Here is a 26,358-nt window from a genome sequence, read left to right as displayed (position 1 = left end):
ACCCCCTGGTCCGTCAGCCGAGGGGTTCGAGCACGAACCCGAAGCTCACGGGCCCGGCTTCGAGCCGGTACTGCGGGAGCGCGCCGGGACCGCAGGACCCCGACCCGATGCCCTGCTGGGCGTGGTCGAGGTGCAGCCAGATCCGTCCCTCGTCGTGCAGGGCCGTCGTGTGCGTCGCGGCGTCGAGCGCCTCGGTGCTCCACGGCCGGACCGTCACCCCGAACGGCGTGCTGCTGCTGACCCGCAGCCCGCGCCCGGAGGAGTCGGTGAGCTCGGCCCAGCGGACGCCGGCCCGCTGCCCGTTCTCCTGCGGACGCACGTACGGCGTCTGCAGGCCCTCGACCGTGGACGCGAACCGGCTCGTCCACGTCGCCGACCCCGTGTCGGGGTAGGCCTCCCCCGGCCCCCGGCCGAACCAGGCCAGGTGCCGCAGTTCGCGCGGCACCGCGAGGCGGACACCGACGCGTGGCAGCGGGACGTCGAGACCGCCCGGCAGCTCGGGCGCCACGTCGACCTGCAGGTGCACTGCCCCGCCGGCCAGCGGCGTCCAGCGCCACGTCGTGGCGAACCCGGTGTCCGTGCCCGCCGGGGCGCTGCGCCCGGCGACGACGACCGCCGTGCCCGCGAGTTCCACGAGGCCTGTGCGGTGCCGGAGCCGTTGCAGCCCCAGCGAACGCCACGTCGGGGCCAGGGGTTCGCCGAAGTCGCCGCGGTCGTTGTCCGTCGGCGCCCGCCAGAGCGAGAGTTCCGCGACCTGCACCGGCACGGAGCCGACCTGCTGCAACCGGCCGGTCCGGCCGTCCAGGACGGCGGATCCGACGAGCAGGTCGGGCCCGCGGCGTTCCGGGGACCCTGCGGCCGCCGGCTCCCGGCCGGCACCGGGGTCGAGCTGCACCTGACCGCGGCCCAGTTCGTGCCCGGCCTCGGCCCAGGACGTCGCCTCGCCCAGGTGGGCGGTGACGGTGAACCACCGCTCCCCCGCGGCGGCACTGAGCGCGGCGACCTCGTCGGGCACGTCGAGCAGCGTCGTCGCGCGCGGGGCGAGGTCGGGGGTGGGCAGGGTGCCGGAGGCCACCTCGACACCGTCGTCCTCGACCGACCAGCGCAGGTCGACGTGGCCGAGGTCGACGACGTCGAAGTGGTTGGTCAGCCGCAGCAGGTCCCCGGAAGGGGTCGTCTCCGGCCGCAGGCGCACCTGGGCGATGACGGCCGCGTAGTCGAGCAGACCCGGCGACGGCGTGCGGTCGGGGAACACGAGTCCGTCGGCCACGAAGGCGCCGTCGTGCACGGGTTCGCCGAAGTCGCCGCCGTAGGCGAAGCGCTCGACCCCGTCCGGACCGCTCTGGCGCAGACCGTGGTCGATCCACTCCCAGACGAACCCACCCATGCAGCGCTCGGAGGACTCGAAGAGGTCCTGGTACTCCACGAGCCCGCCCGGGCCGTTGCCCATGGCGTGGGCGTACTCGCACTGCACGAACGGCATGGCCCGGCGCCGCGCGTCGGCCTCGGCGTCCTCCAGGGGTTCCTCGGTGCGGCCGGCGATCGCCTCGACCTCGGCGTGGCTGGCGTACATCCGCGAGTAGACGTCGGCGTACGGGACGGCCCAGTCGTGCTCGTAGTGGACGGGGCGGGAGGAGTCCCGCTCCTTGACCCACGCGGTCATGGCGGCGAGGTTCTGCCCCGTGCCGCTCTCGTTGCCGAGGGACCACAGGACCACGCTCGGGTGGTTCTTGTCCCGTTCGACGGTGCGGCGCATCCGGTCCAGGTAGGCCTCGCGCCAGCGCGGGTCGTCCGAGGGGTTGCCCCGCCAGTCCAGCAGCCAGAACCCGTGCGTCTCCAGGTCGCACTCGTCCACGACCCACAACCCGTGCTCGTCGCACAGGTCGAGGAAGCGGGGGTGCGGCGGGTAGTGGCTGGTGCGGACGGCGTTGACGTTGTGCCGCTTCATGAGCAGCACGTCGGCCAGCATCTCCTCGTCGGTCACCGCGCGACCGCGGTCGGCCGACACCTCGTGCCGGTTCACACCGCGCAGCTTGACGGGGACGCCGTTGACGGTGAACACGCCGTCAACGATCGCGACGGTCCGGAAGCCGACGCGCAGGCGCACGTGCTCGCCGCCGCTGACCACCTCGGCGTCGTACAGGCGCGGCACCTCCGCCGACCACGGCTCGACGCCGGGAACCTCGACGTCCTCACCGCACGGCACGTCGACACCCAGTTCGGGGACGAGCAGCCGGGCGGCCGACGGCGTGTCCACGCGCAGGGAACCGGTCCCCGTCGCGTGGTCGTAGCCGGCGTGGACGAACACGTCCTCCACGGCGCCCGCGGGACGGGACAGGAGCGTGACGTCGCGGAAGATCCCCGAGAGCCACCACATGTCCTGGTCCTCGAGGTAGCTCGCGACCGACCACTGGTGCACCCGGACCGCGAGCACGTGCTCGGCCCCGCCGGCCTGCAGCGCGTCGGTCACGTCGAACTCGACGGGGAGTCGGGACCCGACCGACCGTCCGACCTCGGTGCCGTCGACCCAGGCGGTGAAGGCGGAGTCGACGCCCTCGAAGCGCAGCACGGCCCGGGCGCCGTCGGACAGGAAGCCGGCCGGCAGCGCGAACCGGCGACGGTGGTCGCCCGTGGGGTTCTCGTCCGGGACGAAAGGAGGTTCGACCGGGAACGGGTACGTGATGTTGGTGTAGGCGGGGGCGCCCCAGCCCTGGAGCTGCCAGTGCCCCGGCACCTCGATGCGGTCCCAGGCGCCGTCGTCCAGCGCGGGGTCCGCGAGGTCGGCCGGGGTGTCGGCGTGCTCGGCGTAGCGGAAGCGCCAGCCCCCGTTGAGCGACAGCGTGGGTGCGTCCGAACGCACCCACGCCCGCGCGGGGAGGGCACCCCGCGCGGGCGTGAAGTCCTCGAACCAGTGGTTCATCCCTTGGTGGCTCCCAGCGTCAGACCGGAGACGAACTGCTTCTGCAGTGCGAAGAACACGACGAGCACCGGGAGGGCGACGAGCACCGAGCCGGCGGACAGCAGGTTGTAGTCGGTGAAGAACTGGCCCTTGAGGTTGTTCAGCGAGCTCGTGATGGGGAACTTGTCCCCCGACTGCAGCAGGACGGTCGCCCAGAAGAACTCGTTGTAGATCCAGGTGATCTCGAGCACCGCGAGCGCGGCCAGGGCCGGCCGGCACAGCGGCAGCGTGATCTTCCAGTACTGCTTGAAGACGCTCAGGCCGTCGACCTGGGCGGCCTCGTACAGCTCGTACGGCAGCGTCTTCATGTAGTTGCTGAGGACGAAGGCGCAGAAGCCGGTCTGGAAGGCCGTGTTGACGATGATCAACGCCCAGTAGCTGTCGAGCAGCGTCCCGGAGTAGCTGAACCAGTAGGGCACCTCGATGGAGCGGAAGAGGCGGTACAGCGGGATGAGCAGGGCCTGCGGGGGCAGCAGGTTGGCCGCCGTGAACAGGCCCAGCAGCGCCAGGTTGAACTTGAAGTTGAACCGGGCCACCACGAAGGCGACCATCGAGGCCAGCAGCAGCGCCAGGACCACCGACGGCACCGTGATGATCACCGAGTTGAGGAAGTGGCGGCCGAAGTCGCCCTGCTCCCAGGCGTTGACGTAGTTCTTGAACGTGAACCCGCCGAAGGACGCGTACCCGTTGGCCTGGGTGTACCCGTAGTCGCGGAAGGAGTTGAACACCGCCCACAGCAGCGGGAAGAGCCACAGCACCGACGCCCCGATGAGGAAGACGTACAGGACGATCCGCGCGGGCGGCGTGTGCCGCTCCGCCTTCGGAGCGCCGGAGGCCGTGCGGCCCCCGACCCCCCCGATGGTGCTCGTGCTCATCGTTCGTCCTCCCGCATGACGACCCACAGGTAGATGCTGATGAACACCAGCGAGATCACCAGCATGATCGTCGCCAGGGCGGACCCGAAGCCGATGCGACTGGCCTCACCCACGATGTTCGCGGTCACCAGGGTCGCGATGAGCTCGAGGCCGTTGCGACCCTGGTTGATGACCCAGACCAGGTCGAAGGCGCGCAGCGACTCGATGACCGTGATGACCAGGACGATGATGTTGATGGGGCGCATGACCGGGAAGACGATCCGGAAGAACGTCTGCACCTGGTTGGCGCCGTCCATCTGGGCCGCCTCCTTGAGGGAGGCGTCCACGCCCTTGAGGCCGGCCAAGTACAGCAGCATGACGTACCCGACCTGCTTCCAGCAGGTCGCGAACAGCGCCGCCCAGATGTTCCACCGCGGGTCGCCGTAGAAGTCGACCTGGGTGCCCAGGACCGCGTTGATGAGGCCCTGGTCGCGGGAGTACATGAGCTGCCAGATGAAGCCGACGAGGGCCAGCGACAGGACGACCGGCAGGTACAGCGCGGTCTGGTAGAACCGGCTGCCCTTGAGCTCCTTGTCGATGAGGACCGCGAAGAGGATGCCGAGCGGTGTCGCCACCACGAACATCACGACGAGCCAGAGCAGGTTGTGCTCGACGGCCGGCTTGAAGGGCGGGTAGTTCGTGAAGACGTTGGTGTAGTTCTCCACACCGATGACCTTCACGTCCGCCAGCGATCCGACGCCGTTCCAGTTCGTGAACGACAGCAGGACGGACGCGATGGCCGGCAGCCAGATGAGGCCGACGACCACGAGGGTCGGGACGGCGACCATGAGGATGACGGCCACACGGTCGCGGCCGGTCAGCCGACGGACGCGTTGCTTCTTGCCGGTGCCCTTGTGGGAACCCGCGGACGGCGCGGAGTGCGCCGTCTGCGGGGCCACGAGCGGCGGGTCGAACGACACGGGCGCTCCTTCAGGAGGTGAAGATGCTCTTCTTCTGGTTCTCGATCTGGGTGCAGAGCCCGTCGATGTCGTTCGGGTTCTGGATGAACGACTGCAGCGAGGGGATCATGACCGTCGAGGCGAAGTCGGGACGGGTGTCGCGGTCCATGAACTGCGAGATGGACTTGGCGCTCGCGACGAACTCGGCGCACTTCTTCTGCAGCTCGGTGTAGTGCGACTGGTCGGACTTGGTGTTCGCCGCGATGCCCGAGGGGTCGTTGGTCGTCTGGACGACGCCGTCGTCCGGCGAGCCGAAGTACTCCAGCAGCTTCTTGGCGCCGTCCTCGTTGCGGGGGCGCTTGGACATCATGAAGCCGTCGATGGGGGCCTCGACCGCGTCGGCGCCGATGGCCGAGTCGACCTCGGGGAAGTTGAAGAAGTCGATGTCGGACTGGTCGGCCTCCTCGAACTGCTGGCCGATGAAGGAGCCGATGACCATCATGCCGGACGTCTTGTTGACGACACCGGTGGCCGCCTCCTGCCAGGTGCGGCCGAGGGAGTCGCTCTGGTGGAACGGCAGGAGGCCCTTCCAGGTGTCGAAGACCGTCTTGACCTTCTGGTCGGTCCAGGCCTCCTTGCCGGCCATGAGGTCGACGTGGAACTGGTACCCGTTGATGCGCATGTTGAGCTGGTCGAAGGTGCCCATCGCCGGCCAGCCCTCCTTGTCGGCGAAGGCGAGCGGGACGAGACCGTCCTTCTGCATCTGCGTCGAGAGGGTCTTCATCTCGTCGAGGGTCTTCGGGGCCTGGTACCCCTTCTCCTGCCAGAGCGACTTGCGGTAGAAGACCGCCCAGGGGCCGTAGGTCGTCGGGACGAAGTACTGCTTGCCGTCCTCGCCGGTGGAGGCCTTCTTGAAGGCGTCGGTGTAGTTCGCACCGATGGAGCCCCAGATGTCGGAGATGTCCGAGGCCAGGCCCTGCGCCGCGAAGAACTGCATGCGGTACCCGGCGAACCAGGAGAAGACGTCGTCCGGGCTGCCCTGGAGGTAGTTGTTGATGTTGTTCTGGAAGGTCGTGTGGTCGACCGTGTTGAGCTTGATCGAGATGCCCTGCTTCTTCTGGGCGTCCTCGACCATGGCCTTCATGGTCTTCAGGGGGACCTCGTCGGAGAAGTTGGAGCCCAGGGTGACCTGGCCCCCTCCCCCGCCGCCGCCGTTGCCGGAGCCACCGCCGTCGCCGCAGGCGGCGAGCAGGGCGGGGATCCCGGCGGCGAGGAGCGAGCCGCGCAGCATCGACCGACGGCTGAAGCCGTGCCGGCCGGCGGACGCGGGCACGAGGCCGGCGAGGTACTCGGATTCGGTGGCGGGGCGGTTCATCGCGACTCCTTCGTCGGCGTCCGGTTCTGACCGGGACGCGGCGCGCAGTGCTGCCGACCGTGATCACGGTGGTCAGTTCCTGCAAGCGTGTGCTGGGGGTTCATCGACTGTCAAGCGGTTCGGGGAAACCCCCGGAGGAACTGGTGGAACTCACCCGCTGCGCGTCAGGAGGACTGCCGCGCAGAGGGTTCGGACACCCGCGGGGGCGGGCGGATCAGGCACGACGCACCCGCAGCAGCAGGAGTTGCTGCGGTTGCATCGCCGGTGCGACGACCCCGGCCGCCTCGAGCGCGCGACCGGTGAGGCGCACCCCCGAAGCGAGCCACGGCAGGTCCCGTCCACCGCGCACGGCGGGGTCGTGCCCCGGCTCCTGCGCGGTGACCTCGTACTCCGCCTGGGGCAGCAGGCCGGGCAGGCGCACCCGGCCGGGGACGGAACCGTCGGGGGTTCCCGTCTGCACGACCGCGAACAACGCGTCCGAACCGTCGGGCGCCACCGTCCCGTGCACGCGGAACGAGGGGTCGACGTCGTCGGCACGGACGAGCGTCCCGGTGTGCAGCAGACCGCGGACGTCCTTGTAGAGGGTGACCCAGCGGGCCAGTTCCTCCCGCTCGTCCGCGGACAGTCTCGTGAGGTCGGTCTCGATGCCGAACGAGGCGAAGAACGCCGTGCCCGCCCGGAACGACAGGTCGCTCGACCGGTGGGTCGTGTGCGAGGGCGAGGCCCCGACGTGCGAACCGATGAGCTCGGGCGGGAGGAGTTGCAGCGTCCAGCGCTGGATGTCCTGCCGCTCCAGCGGGTCGATGCAGTCGCTGGCCCACACCCGGTCGGTGTGCTCGAGGACCTCGAGGTCGACGCGCAGACCACCCGAGGAGCAGGACTCGATCTCGACGCCGGGGTGGCGACGGCGCAGTTCGTCGAACAACCTGTAGACCGCCAGGGTCTGCGCGTGCACGCCCGGCGCCCGGACCGGCCCCGACCCCGCCTCGACGAGGTCACGGTTGTGGTCCCACTTGAGGTAGGAGATCTCGTACTCGGACAGCACCGCGTCCAGACGTTCCAGCACGTACGCGTAGGCGTCCGGGTTCCCGAGGTCCAGGACCTGCTGCTGCCGGGACTCCAGCGGCAGCCGGTCCCCGCTGCGCAGGATCCAGTCCGGGTGAGCGCGGGCCAGGTCGGAGTCGGGGTTGACCATCTCCGGTTCCACCCACAACCCGAACTGCAGGCCGAGCGCCCGGACACCGTCGACGAGGGGGTGCAGCCCCTGCGGCCAGACGCCTTCGTCGACGTACCAGTCTCCCAGGCCCGCGTCGTCGGAGCGCCGGTGGCGGAACCACCCGTCGTCCAGCACGTACCGTTCCGCGCCCACCTCGGCGGCGGCCCGCGCCAGTTCCAGCAGCTTGTCGAGGTCGAGGTCGAAGTACACGGCCTCCCAGGTGTTCACGACGACCGGGCGCGGTGACCCCGGGTGGTGCGGGCGGGCGCGCAGGTGCTCGTGGAAGCGCGCCGCGATCCCGTCCAGACCGGCGTCGGACCAGGCCCCGAACACCCACGGGGAGCGGTAGCTCTCGCCGGCGGCCAGGAGCACCTCGCCGGGCAGGAGCAGTTCGCCGCCCGACAGCGTCGTGGTCCCGCTGTTCAGTCGTTCGACCACCGAGCGGTGGTTCCCGCTGAAGGCGGTGTGCTGCGCCCAGACCTCACCCCGACGGAACCCGAAACCCTCGGTGCCGACGGCGAGCACGAGCGGGGCGTCCGGTCCGGTGCGCCCCCGGCGGTTCTCGCGCACGTGGGCCCCGAAGGTGAGCGGACGGCGCTGGGGGATGCGTTCCTTGGCCCACCGGCCCGCCAGGTCGAACACCTCGGTCGCCACGACGGGGACCGGGAGGCTGAGGGCGAGGTCGGCCACCTCGTAGCCGTCGGCGCCGGTGTTCGTCACCGTCGCACGGTGGCGCAGGAGGCCGGAGGGCAGGAGTTCCAGTTCGAGGACCAGCCCCAGACCGGCGGTCCCGTCGGCGCAGTCGACCTGCAGGCGCCCGCCCCCGCCCGTCCCCGTCTCCACGTGCACGGCGGTCGGGACGAAGCGCGTCGACCAGGCGGCGCCGGCCCGGTGACCGCTCAGCCCGGGACGTCCGCTCCAGCCCCAGGACGTCTCCGGCAGCAGCCGCGCGGGCTGGGGCACGTCGAGGTCGTTGTTGGAGCGGGCCGGCCGGCCCGAGGCCACGAGGTCGTCGAGCTGGCGCTCGGAGAGGTCGCCGAGGTCGGCGCCCCAGTGGACGACGACCGGCACGGAGGTGGTGGGGACGTCGACGACCAGGCTCACACCCGCGGCCCGCAGGTGCAGGGTCCGGCCCGCCACGGCGCCGGACCCGGCGGCCGCGGGGCCGTCGGTCGAGGCGAGGGGGGTGGGGTCGTGCTGGGTCACGGTGGCTCCGTCGGCACGTCGGCGTGGTGGACAGGGAGAGTTCTACGCTGAAACTCCCACGGCGTCAATCACGGGCACGTCACGGTGTCGGAGCGGGTGAAGTTCCGAAAGTGAGTTCCGCACCAACACTCCCAGGCGTACGATCTGGCTCCGACGAAGGAGGCGGACCATCGACGCTCCCGCACCCGCCGCGCCCGCGGCCTGGACACCCCTGACGGGCACGGCCCACAGCATCGCGCTGGAAGTGCTCCTGGACGGGCCCCTGCCGCGCAGCGAGCTGGCCCGGCGGCTGGACCTGTCGGCCGGGACCCTGACCCGGCTGTCCCGGCCGCTGCTGGACTCCGGCCTGCTCCAGGAGATCGGCGAGGCCCCCGACCCGGTGACCGGCCGGCCCACCCGCCCCATGGACGTCGACGAGACCTCCCACCTCTTCGTGGGCGTGAAGCTGACGGCCACCACCGTCCACGTGGTGCTGACCTCGTTGCGCGCCAACGTCCTCGGCACCGCCGAGGCCGTCCTGCCCGACTCCTCCCCCGAAGCCGTCCGCGAGACGGTCGCCGGACTGGTGCGCGCCGTGGTGGCCGAGCACGGCCTGGTCGGGCCGGGCAACGTCCGCGCCGTCGGCGTGGCCCTCGGTGGCCTCGTGGGCGAGGGCGGTCACGTCCTCAACGCGAGCTTCCTGGGCTGGGAGGACGTCCCGCTCGGCCGCGACCTGGAGGCCGAACTGGGCCTGCCGGTCGTCGTCGACAACGACCTCCTGTCCTTCACGCGCGCGGAGCAGTGGTTCGGTTCCGCGCGCCGCTGCCGCCACTTCGCTGTCGTGACCATCGGCGAGGGGCTCGGGTACGGCCTCGTCGTGCGCGACGAGGTGCTGGACCGGCCCGACGCGGGGGTGGGTCTGCTCGGGCACTTCCCGCTGCTGCCCGGCGGACCGCTGTGCCCCGACGGGCACCAGGGCTGCGCCGACGCGCTGCTGACCGTCGCGGCCGTGGAGTCGCGCGCCTCCGCCGCGCTGCGCCGCCCCGTCCACTACGAGGAGGTGCTCGACCTCGCGGCCGCCGGCGAGCCGCTGGCCCGCCGGATCGTCGACGACTCCGCCTACGGCCTCGGTGTCCTCGTGGCGGCCATCGGCAACCTCACCATGCCGGAGAAGGTGATCCTCTCGGGCGAGGGCATCCGCCTCGCCGTCGTCGGCCAGGACGCGCTGCACCGGGGTCTGCAGGAGCACCGCAGCCGGTACGCGAGCCCGCTGGACCTCGAGGTGCAGCCGACGGGGTTCGTCGAGTGGGCCCGCGGCGCCGCCGTCACCGCGATCCAGACCTTCGTCCTCGGCAGCCGCCGCACCGCCGCCTGACGGTCCCCCTGAGGAGCGTGCAGGGGCCCGGACCGGCGGACTCGCCTAGGCTGGGGCCGTGCGGATCGCGGGGACGACGAACGGACGGCTCGTGCGCCGCCGTCACGTCGATCTGTGCCGCACGCACGCCGCCACGTGTCGCTGAGGAATGTCCCCGGAGTCCCCCTCCGCCTCTCCTCAGGAGCCCCCGTGAGCCTCACCCTGCTCGTCGTCGGCGCCGGTCCCCGCACCCTCGGTGTGCTCGACCGGTTGTCCGCCCACGCCTCGGCGTCCGGCGCGGAGGTCGACGTGCACGTCGTCGACCCCCACCCCGCGGGGGCCGGACGCATCTGGCGGGCCGACCAGCACCCTCTGCTCTGGATGAACTCCCGCGCCGCGGACGTCACCGTGCTGCCCGACGCCTCCTCCCGGCTGGAGGGCCCCGTCCGCACGGGCCCCACCCTGTACGCCTGGCTCGACGCCCACCGCGCCGAGCTCGCCCAGGAGTTCGCCCGCGCGGGCCAGGACGCCCTGCGCCGGGAGGTCCTCGCCGTGCAGGAGGGCACGTTCGTCTCCCGCGCCCTCGGCAGCCGGTACCTGAGCTGGGCGTGGGACCGCGTCGTCGCCGGCCTGCCCGCGGGGGTGCGGCTGACGGTCCACCGCACGCGCGTGCTGGACGTGCGCGACGCCCTGCACGGCGCGGGCCGGCAGCACGTCGCCCTCGAGGACGGCACCACCCTCGACGTGGACGCGGTCGTCCTGGCCCAGGGCCACCCCGACGTCGTCCCCGGCCCCCGTGAGGTCGCGGCGCGGGAGTTCGCCGACCGGCACGGCCTGGGGTACGTCGCCCCCGGCTACACCAGCGACCTCGGGCTGACCGAGGACGAGGTGACCCTGCCCCCGGGCCGGGACGTCCTCGTCGCGGGCATGGGCCTGGCGTTCGTCGACCTGCTCGTCCTGCTGACCCAGGGCCGGGGCGGCCGGTTCGAGGAGACCCCCGACGGCCCCGTCTACCACCCCAGCGGCCGGGAACCGGTGCTGCACGTGGGGTCGCGCCGCGGGGTCCCCTACCGCTCGAAGATCACCTACCAGCTCACGGAGCGACCGGTGCTGCCCCGGTTCCTCACCGAGGAGGCGTTGCCGTCGCACTCGAGGCTCAACCTGCGACGGGACGTCTGGCCGCTCGTGGCGAAGGAACTCGCCGGGGCGCACTACGCGGAACTGTTCCGGTCCCACCCCGAGCGGACCGCCCTGGACGCGGCCGAGTTCGACCGCCGGTTCGCCGTCGCCGGCTGGGGGTCCCCGGACCTGGACGCCCTCGTGGCCCAGGCCGTTCCCGCTGTGCAGGACCGGTTCGACCTGCACCGGCTCGACCGGCCGCTCGACGGGTTCCGCGCCCCGACGGGTTCCGCCGTCCACGACCGGGTCCGGGCGCACGTGGCCGACGACGTCGCCCGCCGCGGGGACCCGGGGTTCAGCATGGACGCGGCGGTGTTCCACGCCCTGCTGTCCGGCTACGTCACCGTCGCCGGGCTCGCCCACGCGGGGCGGCTGGACGACGCCTCGGTCGCCGAGGTCGACGGCTGGTGGCACGGCTTGTTCAGCTACGTGGCCTCCGGCCCGCCCCCGCGGCGGCTCGCCGAACTGCTGGCGCTGGCCGACGCCGGGGTCGTCCGGTTCCTCGGCGGGGACGTCCGGTTCGCGCCCGACGAGGTCGGGGGGTGCTGGACGGCGCGCTCGGCGAACTCCCCGGACACCGTGAGCGCGACCGTGCTCGTCGACGCCCGGCTGCCGCAGGCGAGCGTCACCGCCAGCGCGGACCCGTTGCTGCGCCACCTCACCGGGCGCGGGGAACTGCGCGAGCTCGCCGGCGGGAAGCTCGTCGTCGACCCCGAGCAGCGGCTCGTCCACGCGGACGGGACGGTCCACCCGCGACGGTTCGCCGTCGGCCCGTGGGTCGCGGGCGGCGGGTGGGCGGCGGCGTTCGCCCGGCCCGGTCTGGACGCCGGGTTCTTCCGCCTCAACGACCGCGTCGCCCGCGCCGTCCTGCAGCTGGGGACGGTCAGCGTCGTCGGCCCGCGCGCAGCCAGTAGCGCGCCGTCCCGGCGAACGACGGGCGTCCGCTGAGTTCGACCTCGAGCTCCTCGAGGTCGGCGGCGACCCGGTCGTCCACCCGCTCGGCGTCCTCCAGCAGAGCGGTCACCGCGAGGACCCCGGCACTGCCGACGACGTCGCAGCCGGCGTCCTCCAGAGCGTCCTCGACGAACTCCGGCGACAGGCGCAGAGCGGTGTGCCCGGTGGCGGGGTCGCTCGCCCGTTCCGCGTCCAGCGCCACCCACGCGGCCGCGGGACCCTGACCGAGGACGGTCGCCACGACGTCGGCGGGCGGGTTCGGCGCCAGCAGCGAGACGAGCCCGCCGGGCCGGACGGACGACACGAGCGTCGCGACGTCGGCCCGGACCTGGGCGTGGGAGGCCCTGTGCTGCAGCACGTCGTGGCAGAAGACGACGTCGAACGACCCCGACCCGCCCTCGCGGTGGCGGGTCAGCGCGGCCAGCGCGGTGAGGTCCTCTAGGTCGGCCGCCACCGTGTGCACCCGGTCCCCGACACCCGCGGCCGCCGCGGCCGCGCGGGCCAGCGCCAGCATCTCGGGCGAGCGGTCCAGGACGGTCACGTCGTGCCCGGCGAGGGCGAAGGGCAGCGCGTCGCGACCGTCACCCCCGCCGGCGTCCAGGACGCGCAACCCCTCGCCGAGGTCGTCGGTCCAGGACCGCAGGAGGCGGGCCACCACGTGGTAGCGCAGCCGCCCCCAGGGCGAGTCCTGCCACAGGGCCCAGGCCGCGTCCCCGGCCGGCCCGCTCGTGGGGCTCACCTCCGGCTCACCCGGTTCACCGGAACAGGCGGGACCCGGCGATGCGGGCGCCCTCGCCCAGCGCCGCGAGCTTCGCCACGGCGATCTGGGGGTGGATGCGACCGCCGAGACCGCAGTCGGTGGAGGCGACGACGTTCTCCGCGCCCACGACCGAGGCGAACCGCTCGATCCGGTCGGCGACGAGTTCGGGGTGCTCCACGACGTTCGTCGCATGGCTGACGATCCCCGGCACGATCTTCTTGCCCGCGGGCAGCGCCACGTCGCGCCAGACCTTCCACTCGTGCTCGTGCCGCACGTTGGCGGCCTCGAAGGAGTACGACCCGGCGTCGATCTCCAGCATGAGGTCGACGATGTGCCGGAACTCGACGTCGGTGGTGTGCGGGCCGTGCCAGCTGCCCCAGCACAGGTGGAACCGGACCTGCTCCGGCGGCAGGCCGCGCAGCGCGTGGTTCAGCGCCTCGACGCGGATCCGGGTGAACGCCCGGTAGTCCTCGACGGAGGGTTCGGGGTTGATCTGGTCCCAGTTCTCGGCGATGGAGGGGTCGTCGACCTGGACGGTGAGACCGGCGTCGACGATGGCGCGGTACTCCTCGCGCATGACGTCGGCCCACGCCCAGATGTGCTCCTCCTCGCTGGCGTAGTACCGGTTGGAGATGCGCGCACCGCTTCCCGGGGACAGCGAGGTGATGAAACCCTCCTCCAGGCCGGCCGCGGCCAGACCGGCCTTGAGGTTGGCGATGTCGGAGGCGATGGCCTCCTGGCCGGTGTACGACAGCGGCCCGGTGGTCGCCGGGAACGCGGTCGCGTTCTTGCCCGTGGAGATCCCGGACGTCGGGTCGGTGTAGGCGTCGCGGAAGACCGTCCAGTCGCGGCGGTCGGGGAAGCTCGTCAGCCGGACGTTCCCGGGCTCGGACCGCACGACCGGCTGCGTGAACAGGTCCTCGCCCGTCACCTCCAGACCGGCGACGCGCTGGAACGAGTACGACCACCAGGCGCCGTAGTCGACGGCGCTCGTCATCGCCTTGCCGTACTCGCCGTCCCCGACGATCGTCACGCCGAGGTCGCGCTGGCGGCGCACGAGGTCGACGACGGCGTCGGTGAGCAGCGCGTCGAACTCGGGCGTGCGCTCGAGGGTGAAACCGTCGGCGGCGATCGAGCGCGCGTCGTTGGCGGCGATGAGTTCGGGGGTGCGCGGCAGGCTGCCGGCGTGGGAGACGGGGACGGACCTGGTCACGGGTGGAGCTCCGTTCGGAAGGGGGTTCAGGCGCGCGGCGTGGCGCGGGAGAGGGCGTGGTCGAGGTCCTCGAGGAGGTCCTCGACGTCCTCGAGGCCGACGGACAGGCGCAGGACGCCGTCGGTCAGGCCGATGGCGGCGCGGCCGTCCGGGCCGAGCCGGCGGTGCGTCGTCGTCGCCGGGTGGGTGGCCAGGGACTTGGCGTCACCGAGGTTGTTGGAGATGTCGACGACCTGCAGCGCGTCGAGGACCTCGAACGCGCGCTCCTTGCCGCGACCCTGCGGGGCGTCGAGCTCGAACGTCACGACGGTGCCGCCGAGGTCCATCTGCCGGCGCGCGAGGTCGACCTGGGGGTGGCTGTCCAGCAACGGGTACCGGACCCAGCGGACCCCTGACTGCTGTTCGAGGTGCTCGGCGATCCGCAGCGCGTTCGCCGCGGAGTGCCGGACCCGCAGGCTCAGGGTCTCCAGACCCTTGGCCAGGGTCCAGGCGTTGAACGGGCTGAGCGTGGGACCGGTGTGCCGGGTGAGTTCCCGGAACCGGCCGCCGAGGAACTCCTGCGTGCCCAGGACGGCACCGCCCATCACCCGGCCCTGGCCGTCGATGTGCTTGGTCGCCGAGTACACGACGACATCGGCACCGAACCGCAGCGGGCGCTGCCCCACCGGGGAGGCGAACGCGTTGTCGACGACGACGGTCGCTCCGGCCGCGTGCGCGAGTTCCGCGACGGCCTCGACGTCGACGAGGGTCTGCATGGGGTTGGCCGGGGTCTCGAAGAACACCGCCTGCGCGCCGGGGGCCAGGGCGCGTTCCCACTGCGCGAGGTCCTCGCCGTCGACGAACACGGTCTCCACTCCCCAGCGGGGCAGGATCTCGTCCAGGACGACGAAGCAGGACCCGAAGAGGCTGCGGGCCGCGACGACCCGGTCCCCCGCGCCCAGCAGCGCGGCGAGCGCGTAGAACACCGCGGACATCCCGCTGGCCAGGCCGTAGCAGGCCTCGGCGCCCTCGAGCTGTCGCAGCCGTTCGGTGAACACCGAGACCGTGGGGTTGCCGTACCGGGAGTAGACGTAGCGGTCCACGTCACCGGCGAACGCGGCCTCGGCGGCCGCGGCGTTCTCGTAGACGTAGCCGGAGGTGAGGTACACGGCCTCGGCCGTCTCCTCGAACGACGAGCGGGCCAGCCCGCCGCGGACCGCGGCCGTGTCCGGCCGCCAGTCCCGTGCGCTCACGACTGCCGCCAGGGCAGTCCCGCAGCCCGCCAGCCGGAGGCGCCACGGTGGCCCTCGGCGTCGAGCGGGCCCTCGAAACCCTCGAGCACGTTGTAGCTGGGCGCGATGCCCGCCGCCGTCGCCGTGTCGGCCGCCGCGACGGACCGCTGCCCCGACCGGCAGAGGAAGACGACCGCGCGGTCCGTGCCCGGGGTGAGGCCCACGGCCGCCAGCTCCGCGAGGAACCGGTCGGCGTCGACGGGCAGCCACGAGACGAGGACCGGGTCGCGGTCCAGGCCGCTGGGGACCCCCACGAAGCGCCACTCGGCCTCGGTCCGCACGTCCACGAGGACGGCGTCCGGGTCGCGCTGGACCAGGTCGAAGGCCTCACGCGGGGTGAGGTCGCCGGCGTAACCCACTGTTCCTCCCATCGGTCCTGGCATGAGCACCCTCCGGGACGTGGTCCGTCCCCGGGGTTGCTGCGGCGTCGACGAGCCAGGTCTCTCGGCCGCTCTGGATGGTCCGGTCAGCGTAGGGCATCGTCGGCCGGGCACTGTGACCCGGCGACGCGCTGGACCACCGCGAGGTCGGTGCCCAGCACCTCGACGCCCTCGACCACCGGACGCAGGAAGACCTGGCACCGTTCGTCGGTCAGGCACGTGCGCACGGTCCCGTCCGCGACGGCGGGGCTGTCCGCGAGCCTGCGCAGCAGGTCCGGCGACGGACCGTGCTCGACCACGACGGTGGTGCTGCGGCCGCGGTCGTCGGGACGGGTCTGCACGGTCTGGTGCTGCTGCGGACCCAGCCCGTCGCGGAGCCGGGCGAACTCGGCGACCAGCTCGTCCCCCGCCCCACCCGCGGGGTCGTGGGGCAGTTCGGTCCACACCTGCACTGGTCCCGTCCTGGGCAGCGCGGCGACGAGGGCGGTCAGGACCTCCGCCCGTCCGCCGTGCCCCGCCCCGGTGCGGCGGACGACGACGTGGGGCAGGACGAAGGAGTCGATGAACGGGGGCGGCGGGGACCACGTCCCGCAGCTGCCGTCGGTCCCGCCGTCGGGACGGTCCGGTCGGTCGCTCACAGGAACCGGTGCATGACGTGCAGGCCCACGTACCCGTGCTCGGGGTGGTCGAAGGCCTGCGGCACCGTGCCGATGACGACGAAGCCCAGGGACTGCCACAGGGCGACGGCGGCGGCGTTCGTCTCCACCACGGCGTTGAACTGCATCGCGAGGAAGCCCCGGTCGCGCGCCCAGGCGACGACGTGCTCGCCCAGCGCCCGGCCGACGCCGCGGCCGCGGGCCGCCGGGGACACCATGAAGCTGGCGGTGGCGACGTGGGAGCCGGCGCCGGGACGGTTCGGCCCGCACTTCGCGGTCCCGAGGACCGCCCCGTCCTCGTCGACGGCCGTGAACGTGCCCCAGGGCGGCGCGCCGACCCACTCGGCCCGGGCCCGGTCGGACGGCAGGCCCTGCGGCAGCGCGTACGTCTCCCCGTCGGCGACGATCTCGTCGAAGAAGGGCCAGATGCCGGCCCAGTCGGCGTCGGTGTAGTCGCGGATCTCCACGGGGGCACGGTAACGACCGCTGCGGCCGGTCCGACTCGTCAGGCCCGCAGCACGGCGTCGGCCAGCGCCGACCAGCTGAGCAGCGCGCACTTGACGCGCGCCGGGTACTTCGCGACCCCGGCGAACGCCACGGCGTCGCCGAGGACGTCCTCGTCGCCGGGGTCCTCACCGCGGCTGGTGAGCATGTGCTGCACGGCCTCGCGCAGCTCCCCCACCTCCGCGACGGACCGGCCGACGACGAGCTCGTGCAGCACCGAGGCCGAGGCGCGGCTGATCGAGCAGCCGAGCGCGTCGTAGGACACGTCGCCGACGACCGGCGAGCCGTCCGCCTCCTCGAGGCGGACCCGCAGGGTGATCTCGTCCCCGCACGTGGGGTTGACGTGGTGGGCCTCCGCGGCGAACGGCTCCCGCAACCCCGCACCGTGGGGCCGCTTGGAGTGCTCGATGATCAGCTGCTGGTACAGGTCCACGCGCGTCAGGTTCTCACGGGGCCCTCAGCCGAAGAGGTCGCGGACCCGGTGCAGACCCCGCAGCACGGCGTCGACGTCGGACGGCTGGTTGTACGGCCCGAAGCTGACCCGCGTCGTCGCCGCGACCCCGAAGCGTCGGTGCAGCGGCCACGCGCAGTGGTGCCCGACGCGGACGGCGACCCCCTCGTCGTCGAGCAGCTGACCGACGTCGTGGGCGTGCACCTGCAGGTCCGGACCGTCGACGACGAAGGAGACCAGCCCCACGCGGTCGGCCGCGTCGAGGGGACCGAGGACGCGGATCCACGGCAGTTCCGCGAGTTCCGCCAGGAGCTGAGCGGTGAGGGCGCGTTCGTGCGCCTCCACCCGCGCGATGCCGGTCCCGTCCGGGCCGAGGTCGCGCAGGTAGTCCACCGCCGCGTGCAGACCGACGGCCTGCGCCGTCATCGGGACACCGGCCTCGAACTTCTGCGGTGCCGGCGCGAACGTCGACCGCTCCATCCGGACCAGCTCGATCATCGACCCGCCGGTGAGGAACGGGGGCATGGCCGCGAGGAGTTCCGCGCGCCCCCACAGGACACCGATCCCCGACGGACCGAGCATCTTGTGCCCGGAGAACGCGGCGAGGTCGACGCCCAGCGACGGCAGGTCGACGGGCAGGTGCGGCACGGACTGGCAGGCGTCGAGCACGACGAGCGCACCGACGCGGCGGGCGGCCGCGACGAGGTCGGCGACCGGCGCGAGGGCGCCGAGCACGTTGGACGCGTGGGCGAAGGCGACGACCTTCGTCCGCTCCGTGACGAGCGCGTCGAGCCCGGAGAGGTCCAGGACGCCGTCCTCGGTCACGGGGATCCACCGCAGGACCGCGCCCGTCCGGGCGCACAACTCCTGCCACGGGACGAGGTTCGCGTGGTGCTCGGCCTCGGTGACGAGGAGCTCGTCGCCCTCGGCCAGCACGAACCGCGGGTCGACGGCCTGCCCCGCCGGCGCGGAACCCCGGGCGGCGTACGCGGTGCTCGTGCTGAACGCGTGGGCGACGAGGTTCAGCGACTCCGTGGCGTTCTTCGTGAAGACGACCTCGTCGGCGGGGACCCCGACGAACCCGGCGATCGCGGCACGGGCGGCCTCGAAGTCGTCCGTGGCCTCCTCGGCCAGCTGGTGGGCGCCCCGGTGCACGGCCGCGTTGTGGGTCTCGTAGAACCGGCGTTCGGCGTCGAGGACGGCACGGGGTTTCTGCGACGTCGCCCCGGAGTCCAGGTACACCAACGGCTTCCCCGACCGCGTCGTGCGCGACAGGATCGGGAAGTCCCCCCGCAGGGCGGAGAGCTCGGCCGGGGAGAAACCCTCCAGCACCGTCGTCACCGCGGGTCCTTCTCCCCCGCCGCGACGGGCACCGTCAGGCGGTTCTCGGCCGGCGGCAGCGGACAGGTCGCGAAGTCGGTGAACGCGCACGGCAGGTTCTGCGCGCGGTTCAGGTCCAGCACCACCGGACCCGGCGTGGTGGGCACGGGCACCGACCGCGTGGTCCCCGTCGTCGTGACCCCGCTGGTGGCGTCGGTGAACAGGGCCGTCCCGCCCGCGAACACGGTGAGCTGCTGCGGGCCGTCGAGCTCGAAGCGGACGACGCCCACGGCCCGGTGGTGGTGCTGCAGGCCCTCGACGACGGCGCCGGTGACCACGTCCTGAGCCTGCTCGTGGGGCACGAACTCCGCGGGGACGACGTACCGCTCCGAGAACTCGAACACGGGCACACCGGTGAAGGCGGCGCGCGTCGGGGACTGCGGGTCGCGCACGCGCAGCGCGTGGTTCCCGCTGCGCTGCATCACCTCGACCCGGCGCTCGCCGACCTCGACGAGCGTCCCCGGCGCCCCCTCCGCGGTGTCGATCCGGACGGTGCCGTCGACCGGCGCGCCGTCGTGGACGATCCCCTCCGCCGCGCCGGCCGTGACCTCGACGCCGCCGTCGACCGACGCCCACCGTCCGGGCAACCCCTCGACCGCGGCCGCGTCGGTGTCCAGCCAGTGCAGACCCGTCAGGCTCAGCCAGCCGTGCGGGGTGGACAGGGTCGCGGTCCGCTCCTGGCGCCAGGCGTCCCACGCGGTGCGGGCGGCGTCGAGGGTCCCCTCGTCGATCGTCGTGGTGGTCATCTGCTGCTCCTCAGGCGGGGTGACGGACGGGATGACGGGCGGGCTGGCCGACGGGCTGGCGGGCGAGGTCGAGTGTGCCGGACGTGCGGTGCGGGTGGCTCAGGCCGAGGTGCTCGCGCAGCGTCGTCCCGGCGTACTGCGTGCGGTAGCTGCCGCGCTCCTGCAGCAGCGGGACGACGCGGTCGACGAACTCGTCCAGACCGGTCGGGGTCAGGTGCGGGACGAGGATGAAGCCGTCGCAGGCGTCGGCCTGGACGTACTCGTCGATCTCCGCGGCGACCTGCTCGGGTGTCCCGACGAACTGCTGGCGGCCGGACACCTCGACGACCAGTTCGCGCGCGCTCCAGCCGTTCGCGGCCGCGAGGTCGCGCCACTGCCGGACGGTCTCGAACCGGTCCTGCACCGACCGGGCCCGCCCCTGCACGATCGTGGAGGTGGGGTCGGGGTCCTCCGCCGGCAGGGGCCCCTCCGGGTCGAACCCCGAGAGGTCGCGGCCCCAGGCCTGCTCCAGGAACGCCACGGCCTGCTGCGGACCGACCTGCTGGAACCGGATCTCACGGGCGTTGTCCCGCGCCTCCTCATCGGTGTCCCCGAGGACGAAGGAGGCCCCGGGGAGGATGCGCAGGTCGTCGCCCGAGCGGCCGCCGCGGACGGCCCGGGCCCGCAGGTCGGCGGTGAACCGTCGACCCGCCTCCAGCGTCCCGTGCATCGTGAAGATCGCGTCCGCGTACGTCGCGCCGAACTCGCGCCCGGCGTCGGAGTCGCCGGCCTGGAACAGGACGGGGTGCCCCTGCGGGCTGCGCGGCAGCAACCCCGGACCGCGCACGTCGAACTGCGGGCCGTGGTGCTCGACCTCGCGGACGTCGCGCGCGAAGACCCCGCGCACCGGGTCGGCGACGAGGGCGTCCGAACCCCAGGAGTCCCAGAACTCCCGGGCCACGTCGAGGACCTCGCGGGCCCGCACGTACCGGTCGGCGTGGGCCAGGTACCCGCCGCGGCGGAAGTTCTCCCCCGTGAACGCGTCCGAACTCGTCACGACGTTCCACGCGGCCCGGCCGCCGGAGAGGTGGTCGAGGCTGGCGAACTGCCGCGCGACCTCGGCGGCCTCGTTGAACGTCGCGTTGATCGTCCCCGCGAGGCCGAGGTGCGTCGTGACCGCGGCCAGGGAGTTCAGGACGGTGAGGGTGTCGGGCCGGCCGACGACGTCGAGGTCGTAGATCTTCCCGCCCTGCTCGCGCAGCCGCAGCCCCTCGGCGAGGAAGAAGAAGTCCATGAGCCCGCGCTCGGCCGTGCGGGCCAGGTGCTCGAAGGAGGCGGGGTCGGTCTGGCTGCCCGCCCGCGGGTCGCGCCACACGGTGGTCTGGTTGACGCCCGGGAAGTGGGCGCCCAGGTGGACCTGGCGAGGGGTGCGGCGGGGCGAGGTCACGCGGGCACCCCCTCGGCGTAGCGGCTGGCTGGTCGGGACAGGCCGAAGCGCTCCCGCAGGGTGGTGCCGTGGACCACCGGACGTGCGACCCGGGGCACGACGTCGGAGGCGACGAGGTCGAGGGTAACCGGCAGGTCCAGCGGGACGACGCCCACCCCGCCCACGCCGTCGGGCAGGTCACCCAGCAGCTCCAGGAACGTCTCGGGGGTCCCGACGTGCCGCAGGGTCCGCGGCGCGTGCCCGGGGCTCCAGGCGTCGAGCTGCGCGGCCACCTCGGCGGCCTCCGCGGCGTCCCGGCGCAGCAGGACCTCGACGTCCAGCAGGACGGTGGCGGCCGGCAGGGCAGCGGCCCACACGGCGGCCTGGGCGGCCTCGGTCGTCTCCAGCCGGGCGACGTCGGCCGCCGCGGCGGCCAGCGCGAGCGAGGGGTCGTGCCGCACGGGCACGACGACGAGCGGCTGGCCCTGGGGGCTGCGCGGCGTGATCGACGGGCCCTTCACGGAGAAGAACTCCCCCGCGAAGTCGACGTAGTGCAGCTTGTCGCGGTCGACGTAGCGGCCCGTCGCGAGGTCGCGGACGATCGCGTCGTCCTCCCAGGAGTCCCAGAGCCTGCGGGCGACGTCGACGGTCTCGGCGGCCTCCCGCCACAGCTCCCCCTCCGGCGCGGCGGCCTTGCGGCCGAACAGGTCCGTCTCGGCCGACGTGGTGGACACCTCGACCTGCCAGCCGGCGCGGCCCCGGCTCGTCAGGTCGAGCGTCGCGACGGCCTTCTGGGTGTGGAACGGCTCCGAGTGGGTCGTCGTGACGACCGGCACCAGCCCGGTGCGCCGGGTCAGCGGCGCGAGGTGGGCGGCGACGGCGACCGCGTCGAGGCGACCGCGCTGGTCGCGCTCGTCGGCCGACTGCAGGCGGTAGGCGTCGGGGACGACGAGCAGGTCGACGTCCGCCGCGTCGACCGTCGCGGCCAGGCGTCGCCAGTGCGCCGCGGTGAAGAGCTCGCCGGGACGGGCTCCGGGCAGGCGCCAGGCGGCGGGGTGGCGGCCGGCGCCGTCGAGTTCGACGGCCCAGCGCAGGGGTCCACGGGCGGGGTGACGGGGGGACACGGGGAGCTCCTCGGGGTGGTCGTGACCTGCTGCAGGCGCCCGGGAGAGGTCCCGGGCGGCGGAGCGGGTCAGCGACAGACGGCGGAGCGGGTGCGGCAGAGGTCCACGTGCCGGCGCTGCACGGCGACGAACGGGCGCGCGGGAGCCGCGTCCGCGCCCCCGGTGCTGTCCACGGCTCCACGGTACGGCGCGGCTACGCTGCGACCAAGCCAGCCCGCGCGATCCCGGAGGTCCCTGCATGCCCGACGAGCTCGTCGTCCCGCCCCCGGCGGAGTTCGCCGCCCAGGCCAACGTCGGCGCCGACGAGTACGCGCGGGCGGCCGCCGACCCGCAGGCGTGGTGGGCCGAGCAGGCCCGTCGCCTGCAGTGGGACGAACCCTTCACGACGGTCTTCGACGGTTCGACCCTGCCGACGGCGCAGTGGTTCACGGGCGGGAAGCTCAACGTGGCCGTGAACTGCGTCGACCGGCACGTCGCGGCCGGCCGCGGGGACAAGGTCGCGCTGCACTGGGAGGGCGAGCCGGGCGACTCCCGCACCATCACCTACGCCCAGTTGCAGGACGAGGTGTGCCGGCTGGCCAACGCCCTGGAGGAACTCGGCGTCGGGCACGGCGACCGCGTCGTCCTGTACCTGCCGGTGCTGCCCGAGACCATCGTCACCACCATGGCCTGCGCCCGGATCGGCGCCGTCGTCTCGCTCGTGTTCGGGGGATTCTCGGCCGAGGCGTTGCGGTTCCGCGTCGAGGACACGGGCGCCAAGCTCCTCGTCTGCACCGACGGGCAGTTCCGCCGCGGGAACGCCGTCGCCGTCAAGGGCGCCGCCGACGCGGCCGTCGAGGGGCTCGACCACGTCGAGCACGTCCTCGTCCTGCGCCGCACCGGTGATCTGACGCCCGACGTGCCCTGGACCCCCGGCCGCGACGTGTGGTGGCACGAGCTCGTCGACCGGCAGCCGGCCGAGCACGTGGCGCCGAGCTTCGACGCCGAGAACCCGCTGTTCATCATCTACACGTCGGGGACCACCGGGAAGCCGAAGGGGCTCGTCCACACCAGCGGCGGGTACCTGACGCACACCTCGTGGTCGCACTGGGCGGTGTTCGACGTCAAGGACGACGACGTGTACTGGTGCCAGGCCGACCTGGCGTGGGTGACGGCGCACTCGTACGAGATGTACGGGCCGCTGTCCAACGGCGTGACCCAGGTGATCTACGAGGGGTCGCCGCTGACGCCGCACCCCGGCCGGCACTTCGAGGTCATCGAGAAGTACGGCGTGACGATCTACTACACGGCGCCGACGCTCGTGCGGACGTTCATGAAGCACGGGCCCGAACTGCCCGCGGGCTTCGACCTGTCGTCGCTGCGGCTGCTCGGGTCGGTGGGTGAGGCGATCAACCCGGAGGCGTGGCTCTGGTTGCACCGCAACGTCGGTGGCGGCCGCTGTCCCATCGTGGACACGTGGTGGCAGTCTGAGACGGGGGCCGCCGTCGTCGCTCCCCTGCCGGGGGTGACGCCACTGAAACCCGGGTCGGGCACCGTCCCGCTGCCGGGGTTGTCCGCCACGGTCGTCGACGAGGCGGGGAACGAGGTGGCGCCGGGCGAGCAGGGGGTCCTCGTCATCACGAAGCCCTGGCCCGGCATGGCGCGCACCGTCTGGCGCGACCACGCGCGGTTCGTCACGAGCTACTGGGAACCGTACGCGGCGCAGGGCTTCTACCTCGCCGGTGACGCCGCGACGAAGGACGCCGACGGGTACGTCTGGATCGGCGGCCGGATCGACGACGTCCTCAACGTCTCCGGGCACCGGTTGTCGAGCATCGAACTCGAGTCCGCCCTCGTCTCGCACCCGCGGGTGGCCGAGGCCGCCGTCGTCGGCGCGCCCGACGCGACGACGGGCCAGCGGATCGTGGCGTTCGTCATCCTGCGCGGCGACGGGTCGTCGGAGGTGGCCGCGGAACTGCGCGAGCACGTCGCCCAGCAGATCGGTCCTGTCGCCAAACCCCGTGACGTCGTCGTCGTCCCGGACCTGCCCAAGACGCGGTCGGGCAAGATCATGCGCCGGTTGATGGCCGACATGACCGCCGGTCGCGGCGGCGGGGACGTCACGTCGCTGCAGGACGAGACCGCCCTGTCCGCCGTCGAGACGGCGTGGGCGCAGTACGTGCAGTCGCGCTGACGCTCCGTCCCACCTGCGCTGTCGCGGTTCGTCCTCGTTGCCTCCCCGGGGTCGATGATCGACCTCGGGGAGGCAACGCGGCCCCCGACCGCCGGGCGGCGACGGTTCAGGCGGGGTTGACGCCGCCGGCCTCGGCGGCCGCGGCGACGTCCATCCAGCTCGTCTCCCAGATGTGGCCGTCGGGGTCGAGGAAGCTCGTCCCGTACATCCAGCCGAAGTCCATCGTGGGCGCGTACTCGGCGCCGCCGTTGGCGAGGGCCTTCGCCTTGAGGTCGTCGCACTCGGCGCGGTCGGCGCACGACAGCGCGACCATGACCTCGTTCGAGCCCTTCGGGGCGGCGTCGGTGTGGAGGAACTGCTTCCACTTCTCCGGCTCGTGGACGAGGACGATGATGTTCTCCTCGAGCACGACGCACGCCGTGGTCTCGTCCTCGAACTGCGGGTTGACGCTGAAGCCGAGCGCGGTGAAGAAGGCCTTGGAGACCTCCTTGTCGGCGACCGGCAGGTTGATGAAGGCCATGCGCACGGTGAGCTCCTCAGCGGTCCGGGGCCGACGGGCCGGCCCTCCTGCCCTTCCCGACCTCAGCCTGCCGCAGAACTCATCGGTGGGTCAGAGGTTGGGGAACCACAACCCGATCTCGCGGGCCGCGGACTCCTCGGAGTCCGAACCGTGGACGAGGTTCTGCTGGACCTTCAGGCCCCAGTCGCGGCCCAGGTCGCCGCGGATCGTGCCCGGCGCGGCCGTCGTCGGGTCGGTCGTGCCGGCGAGCGAGCGGAAGCCCTCGATGACGCGGTGGCCCTCGACGACGGCCGCGAGGACGGGCCCGGACAGCATGAACTCGACGAGGGGCTCGTAGAACGGCTTGCCCTCGTGCTCGGCGTAGTGGCCGGCGAGCAGCTCGCGCGTCGCGGTGCGCAGCTCGACGGCGACGAGGGTGTAGCCCTTGGCCTCGATGCGGCGCAGGACCTCCCCCGACAGGTTGCGCCGGACGCCGTCGGGCTTGACGAGGACGAGGGTGCGCTGGGTGGTGGGTTCGGTCACGCCGACGACCCTAGCGGGACGGGCGGCGGCGTCCAGGTGTGGACTGGGGGCGTGGACCGGACGGGCTACCGCGAGCGCGCGTCGTCGGTGCCGGGCGCCGTCGTCTGGACGAGCGCGTCGACCGGCGCGCCCACGGGCCCCGTGCTGCCGGACGGGTGCATGGACCTGCTGTGGCGCAGCGACACCGGACGGCTGCTCGTCGCCGGGCCCGACACCGGCCCCCAGCCCACCGACGAGCCCGGTGGGCCGGCGGCCGGGGTCCGCTGGACGGGCCTGCGCTTCGCCCCGGGCCACGCGCCCGCTGTGCTGGGCGTCCCGGCCGACGTGCTGCGGGACCGCCGCGTCGACCTGGCGGACCTCTGGGACGCCGCCCGCGTGCGCCGCCTCACCGCGCTGGTGGCGGCGAGCCCGACTCCGGGAACGGTCCTGGAGGCCGTGGCCGGCGACGGGCCGGCGCGCGAGGAGTCGCTGCGGCACGCGGTCGGCGCGCTCGCCGCTGGACTGCCCGTGGCACGGGTGGCGGTCGACCTCGACGTCAGCGAGCGGACGCTGCACCGCCGCAGCCTCGCGGCGTTCGGCTACTCCCCGCAGACGCTGGCCCGCGTCCTGCGCTTCCGGCGGGCACTGGCGGGACTGCGGGCGGGCACCGCCCCCGTGCAGGTCGCCGCGGACCTGGGGTTCACCGACCAGGCGCACCTGACGCGGGAGGTGCGCCGCTTCGCCGGGACGACGCCCGGTGCCGTTCAGCCCGGCAGCGGCGCGAACAGGTCGACCGACCCGCCGTCGGGGTCGAGCACCGTCGCGTAGCGCTGTCCCCACACCGCGTCGAACGGCGCGAGGTGCACGGGTGCTCCCGCCGCGGTGAGCTCGGCGAACAGCGCGTCGACGGCGGCGGGGTCCGCGCAGAGGAAGGCCAGGCTGGTCCGGTTGCCCGCCGCCTCCCGCGTGTACGACGGGTCGAAGGACCGGATCGTCTCCTCGGTGTCCCACGCCAGGCGCAGGCCACCGGGCAACGTCGTCTCGACGTGCGGGGCCCCGTCGGCGTCGGCGGGCAGGTCGAGGCCGAGGCGGCGGTAGAAGGCCAGCGAGGCGGCCATGTCGGCGACGACGAGGCCGACGAGGTCGAGGCGGGGCGTGGGCCGAGGCGAGGACTGGGGGTCGGTCATGCGTCCGAGGGTCCCGCGGCCGGGCGTCTCCTGTCTTGCACGCATCGGACAC

The 26,358-nt window shown here is 73.2% G+C and carries 23 protein-coding genes and 1 riboswitch; of the genes, 4 read left to right on the top strand and 19 right to left on the bottom strand.

From position 1 onward, the window contains the following. Positions 1 to 13: 13 nt before the first annotated feature. From AB1207_RS00175 to AB1207_RS00155, 5 genes are all read right to left on the bottom strand, one after another. The gene (locus tag AB1207_RS00175; RefSeq protein WP_367635759.1) at positions 14 to 2,920 is read right to left on the bottom strand and encodes a glycoside hydrolase family 2 TIM barrel-domain containing protein; all 2,907 of its coding nucleotides are present in this window, start codon (positions 2,918 to 2,920) and stop codon (positions 14 to 16) included. Continuing rightward, positions 2,917 to 3,834, bottom strand: a complete 918-nt coding sequence (locus AB1207_RS00170; protein ID WP_367635758.1) for a carbohydrate ABC transporter permease — start codon at positions 3,832 to 3,834, stop codon at positions 2,917 to 2,919. The genes AB1207_RS00175 and AB1207_RS00170 overlap by 4 nt, the downstream gene beginning before the upstream one ends. Beyond that, positions 3,831 to 4,793, bottom strand: coding sequence for a carbohydrate ABC transporter permease (locus AB1207_RS00165; RefSeq protein ID WP_437178832.1), 963 nt, complete (start codon positions 4,791 to 4,793; stop codon positions 3,831 to 3,833). Before AB1207_RS00165 ends, AB1207_RS00170 begins: the two co-directional genes overlap by 4 nt. 10 nt (positions 4,794 to 4,803) lie before the next feature. Next, positions 4,804 to 6,147 carry an ABC transporter substrate-binding protein gene (locus tag AB1207_RS00160; protein ID WP_367635757.1) on the bottom strand — a complete coding sequence of 448 codons (1,344 nt, stop codon included), beginning with the start codon at positions 6,145 to 6,147 and terminating at the stop codon, positions 4,804 to 4,806. Between the two features lie 214 nt (positions 6,148 to 6,361). Then, a complete protein-coding gene (locus AB1207_RS00155) occupies positions 6,362 to 8,503 on the bottom strand; it encodes an alpha-galactosidase (RefSeq protein ID WP_367636129.1) in 2,142 nt (713 codons plus the stop codon). A gap of 310 nt (positions 8,504 to 8,813) precedes the next feature. On the opposite strand from AB1207_RS00155, the gene AB1207_RS00150 reads away from it, so the two are divergent. Both AB1207_RS00150 and AB1207_RS00145 read left to right on the top strand, forming a co-directional pair. Then, positions 8,814 to 9,923 carry an ROK family protein gene (locus AB1207_RS00150; protein WP_367635756.1) on the top strand — a complete coding sequence of 370 codons (1,110 nt, stop codon included), beginning with the start codon at positions 8,814 to 8,816 and terminating at the stop codon, positions 9,921 to 9,923. A 189-nt stretch (positions 9,924 to 10,112) separates the two neighbouring features. Beyond that, the gene (locus AB1207_RS00145; protein ID WP_367635755.1) at positions 10,113 to 12,029 is read left to right on the top strand and encodes an FAD/NAD(P)-binding protein; all 1,917 of its coding nucleotides are present in this window, start codon (positions 10,113 to 10,115) and stop codon (positions 12,027 to 12,029) included. On the opposite strand, the gene AB1207_RS00140 is transcribed toward AB1207_RS00145, so the two are convergent. The 11 genes from AB1207_RS00140 to AB1207_RS00090 all read right to left on the bottom strand — a co-directional run bounded on the left by AB1207_RS00140 (position 11,965) and on the right by AB1207_RS00090 (position 21,925). Continuing rightward, the gene (locus tag AB1207_RS00140; RefSeq protein ID WP_367635754.1) at positions 11,965 to 12,774 is read right to left on the bottom strand and encodes a class I SAM-dependent methyltransferase; all 810 of its coding nucleotides are present in this window, start codon (positions 12,772 to 12,774) and stop codon (positions 11,965 to 11,967) included. The genes AB1207_RS00145 and AB1207_RS00140 overlap by 65 nt on opposite strands. A gap of 16 nt (positions 12,775 to 12,790) precedes the next feature. Continuing rightward, complete coding sequence (locus AB1207_RS00135; RefSeq protein ID WP_367635753.1) at positions 12,791 to 14,008, bottom strand: cobalamin-independent methionine synthase II family protein; 1,218 nt, start codon at positions 14,006 to 14,008, stop codon at positions 12,791 to 12,793. 26 nt (positions 14,009 to 14,034) lie between these two features. Further along, positions 14,035 to 15,240 carry an O-succinylhomoserine sulfhydrylase gene (locus AB1207_RS00130; RefSeq protein ID WP_367635752.1) on the bottom strand — a complete coding sequence of 402 codons (1,206 nt, stop codon included), beginning with the start codon at positions 15,238 to 15,240 and terminating at the stop codon, positions 14,035 to 14,037. Beyond that, positions 15,237 to 15,638, bottom strand: a complete 402-nt coding sequence (locus AB1207_RS00125; protein ID WP_367636128.1) for a rhodanese-like domain-containing protein — start codon at positions 15,636 to 15,638, stop codon at positions 15,237 to 15,239. The genes AB1207_RS00130 and AB1207_RS00125 overlap by 4 nt, the downstream gene beginning before the upstream one ends. Positions 15,639 to 15,643: 5 nt before the next feature. After that, positions 15,644 to 15,743: riboswitch (SAM riboswitch) on the bottom strand. A gap of 2 nt (positions 15,744 to 15,745) precedes the next feature. After that, complete coding sequence (locus AB1207_RS00120; RefSeq protein WP_367635751.1) at positions 15,746 to 16,297, bottom strand: hypothetical protein; 552 nt, start codon at positions 16,295 to 16,297, stop codon at positions 15,746 to 15,748. Beyond that, a complete protein-coding gene (locus AB1207_RS00115; RefSeq protein WP_367635750.1) occupies positions 16,294 to 16,782 on the bottom strand; it encodes a GNAT family N-acetyltransferase in 489 nt (162 codons plus the stop codon). Before AB1207_RS00115 ends, AB1207_RS00120 begins: the two co-directional genes overlap by 4 nt. Before the next feature lie 38 nt (positions 16,783 to 16,820). Next, entirely contained in the window at positions 16,821 to 17,252 is a 432-nt protein-coding gene (sufU, locus tag AB1207_RS00110) for a Fe-S cluster assembly sulfur transfer protein SufU (protein WP_367635749.1), read from the bottom strand. A 24-nt stretch (positions 17,253 to 17,276) separates the two neighbouring features. Next, a complete protein-coding gene (locus AB1207_RS00105) occupies positions 17,277 to 18,611 on the bottom strand; it encodes a cysteine desulfurase (protein ID WP_367635748.1) in 1,335 nt (444 codons plus the stop codon). Then, positions 18,608 to 19,396 (bottom strand): DUF1684 domain-containing protein, encoded by a 789-nt coding sequence (locus AB1207_RS00100; RefSeq protein WP_367635747.1) that lies wholly within the window; start codon positions 19,394 to 19,396, stop codon positions 18,608 to 18,610. The genes AB1207_RS00105 and AB1207_RS00100 overlap by 4 nt, the downstream gene beginning before the upstream one ends. A gap of 10 nt (positions 19,397 to 19,406) precedes the next feature. After that, complete coding sequence (locus AB1207_RS00095) at positions 19,407 to 20,822, bottom strand: NtaA/DmoA family FMN-dependent monooxygenase (protein ID WP_367635746.1); 1,416 nt, start codon at positions 20,820 to 20,822, stop codon at positions 19,407 to 19,409. Beyond that, positions 20,819 to 21,925, bottom strand: a complete 1,107-nt coding sequence (locus AB1207_RS00090) for an LLM class flavin-dependent oxidoreductase (RefSeq protein WP_367635745.1) — start codon at positions 21,923 to 21,925, stop codon at positions 20,819 to 20,821. The genes AB1207_RS00095 and AB1207_RS00090 overlap by 4 nt, the downstream gene beginning before the upstream one ends. Before the next feature lie 238 nt (positions 21,926 to 22,163). Between AB1207_RS00090 and acs the strand changes: the two genes are divergently transcribed. After that, the gene (gene acs, locus AB1207_RS00085; RefSeq protein ID WP_367635744.1) at positions 22,164 to 24,098 is read left to right on the top strand and encodes an acetate--CoA ligase; all 1,935 of its coding nucleotides are present in this window, start codon (positions 22,164 to 22,166) and stop codon (positions 24,096 to 24,098) included. A gap of 106 nt (positions 24,099 to 24,204) precedes the next feature. Here acs and AB1207_RS00080 read toward each other — a convergent pair whose 3' ends face one another. Continuing rightward, positions 24,205 to 24,618, bottom strand: coding sequence for a VOC family protein (locus AB1207_RS00080; RefSeq protein ID WP_437178845.1), 414 nt, complete (start codon positions 24,616 to 24,618; stop codon positions 24,205 to 24,207). A 90-nt stretch (positions 24,619 to 24,708) separates the two neighbouring features. Next, a complete protein-coding gene (gene ndk, locus AB1207_RS00075; RefSeq protein ID WP_367635742.1) occupies positions 24,709 to 25,140 on the bottom strand; it encodes a nucleoside-diphosphate kinase in 432 nt (143 codons plus the stop codon). Between the two features lie 51 nt (positions 25,141 to 25,191). Between ndk and AB1207_RS00070 the strand changes: the two genes are divergently transcribed. Continuing rightward, the gene (locus tag AB1207_RS00070; RefSeq protein WP_367635741.1) at positions 25,192 to 25,947 is read left to right on the top strand and encodes a helix-turn-helix domain-containing protein; all 756 of its coding nucleotides are present in this window, start codon (positions 25,192 to 25,194) and stop codon (positions 25,945 to 25,947) included. Here AB1207_RS00070 and AB1207_RS00065 read toward each other — a convergent pair. Next, the gene (locus AB1207_RS00065) at positions 25,884 to 26,306 is read right to left on the bottom strand and encodes a VOC family protein (protein WP_367635740.1); all 423 of its coding nucleotides are present in this window, start codon (positions 26,304 to 26,306) and stop codon (positions 25,884 to 25,886) included. The two genes, AB1207_RS00070 and AB1207_RS00065, sit on opposite strands and share 64 nt — an antisense overlap. Between the last annotated feature and the right edge of the window lie 52 nt (positions 26,307 to 26,358).

This window comes from Kineococcus endophyticus, from assembly GCF_040796495.1.
In the GTDB taxonomy this organism is placed as follows: domain Bacteria; phylum Actinomycetota; class Actinomycetes; order Actinomycetales; family Kineococcaceae; genus Kineococcus; species Kineococcus endophyticus.
This window is presented reverse-complemented; position numbering and strand designations above follow the sequence as displayed.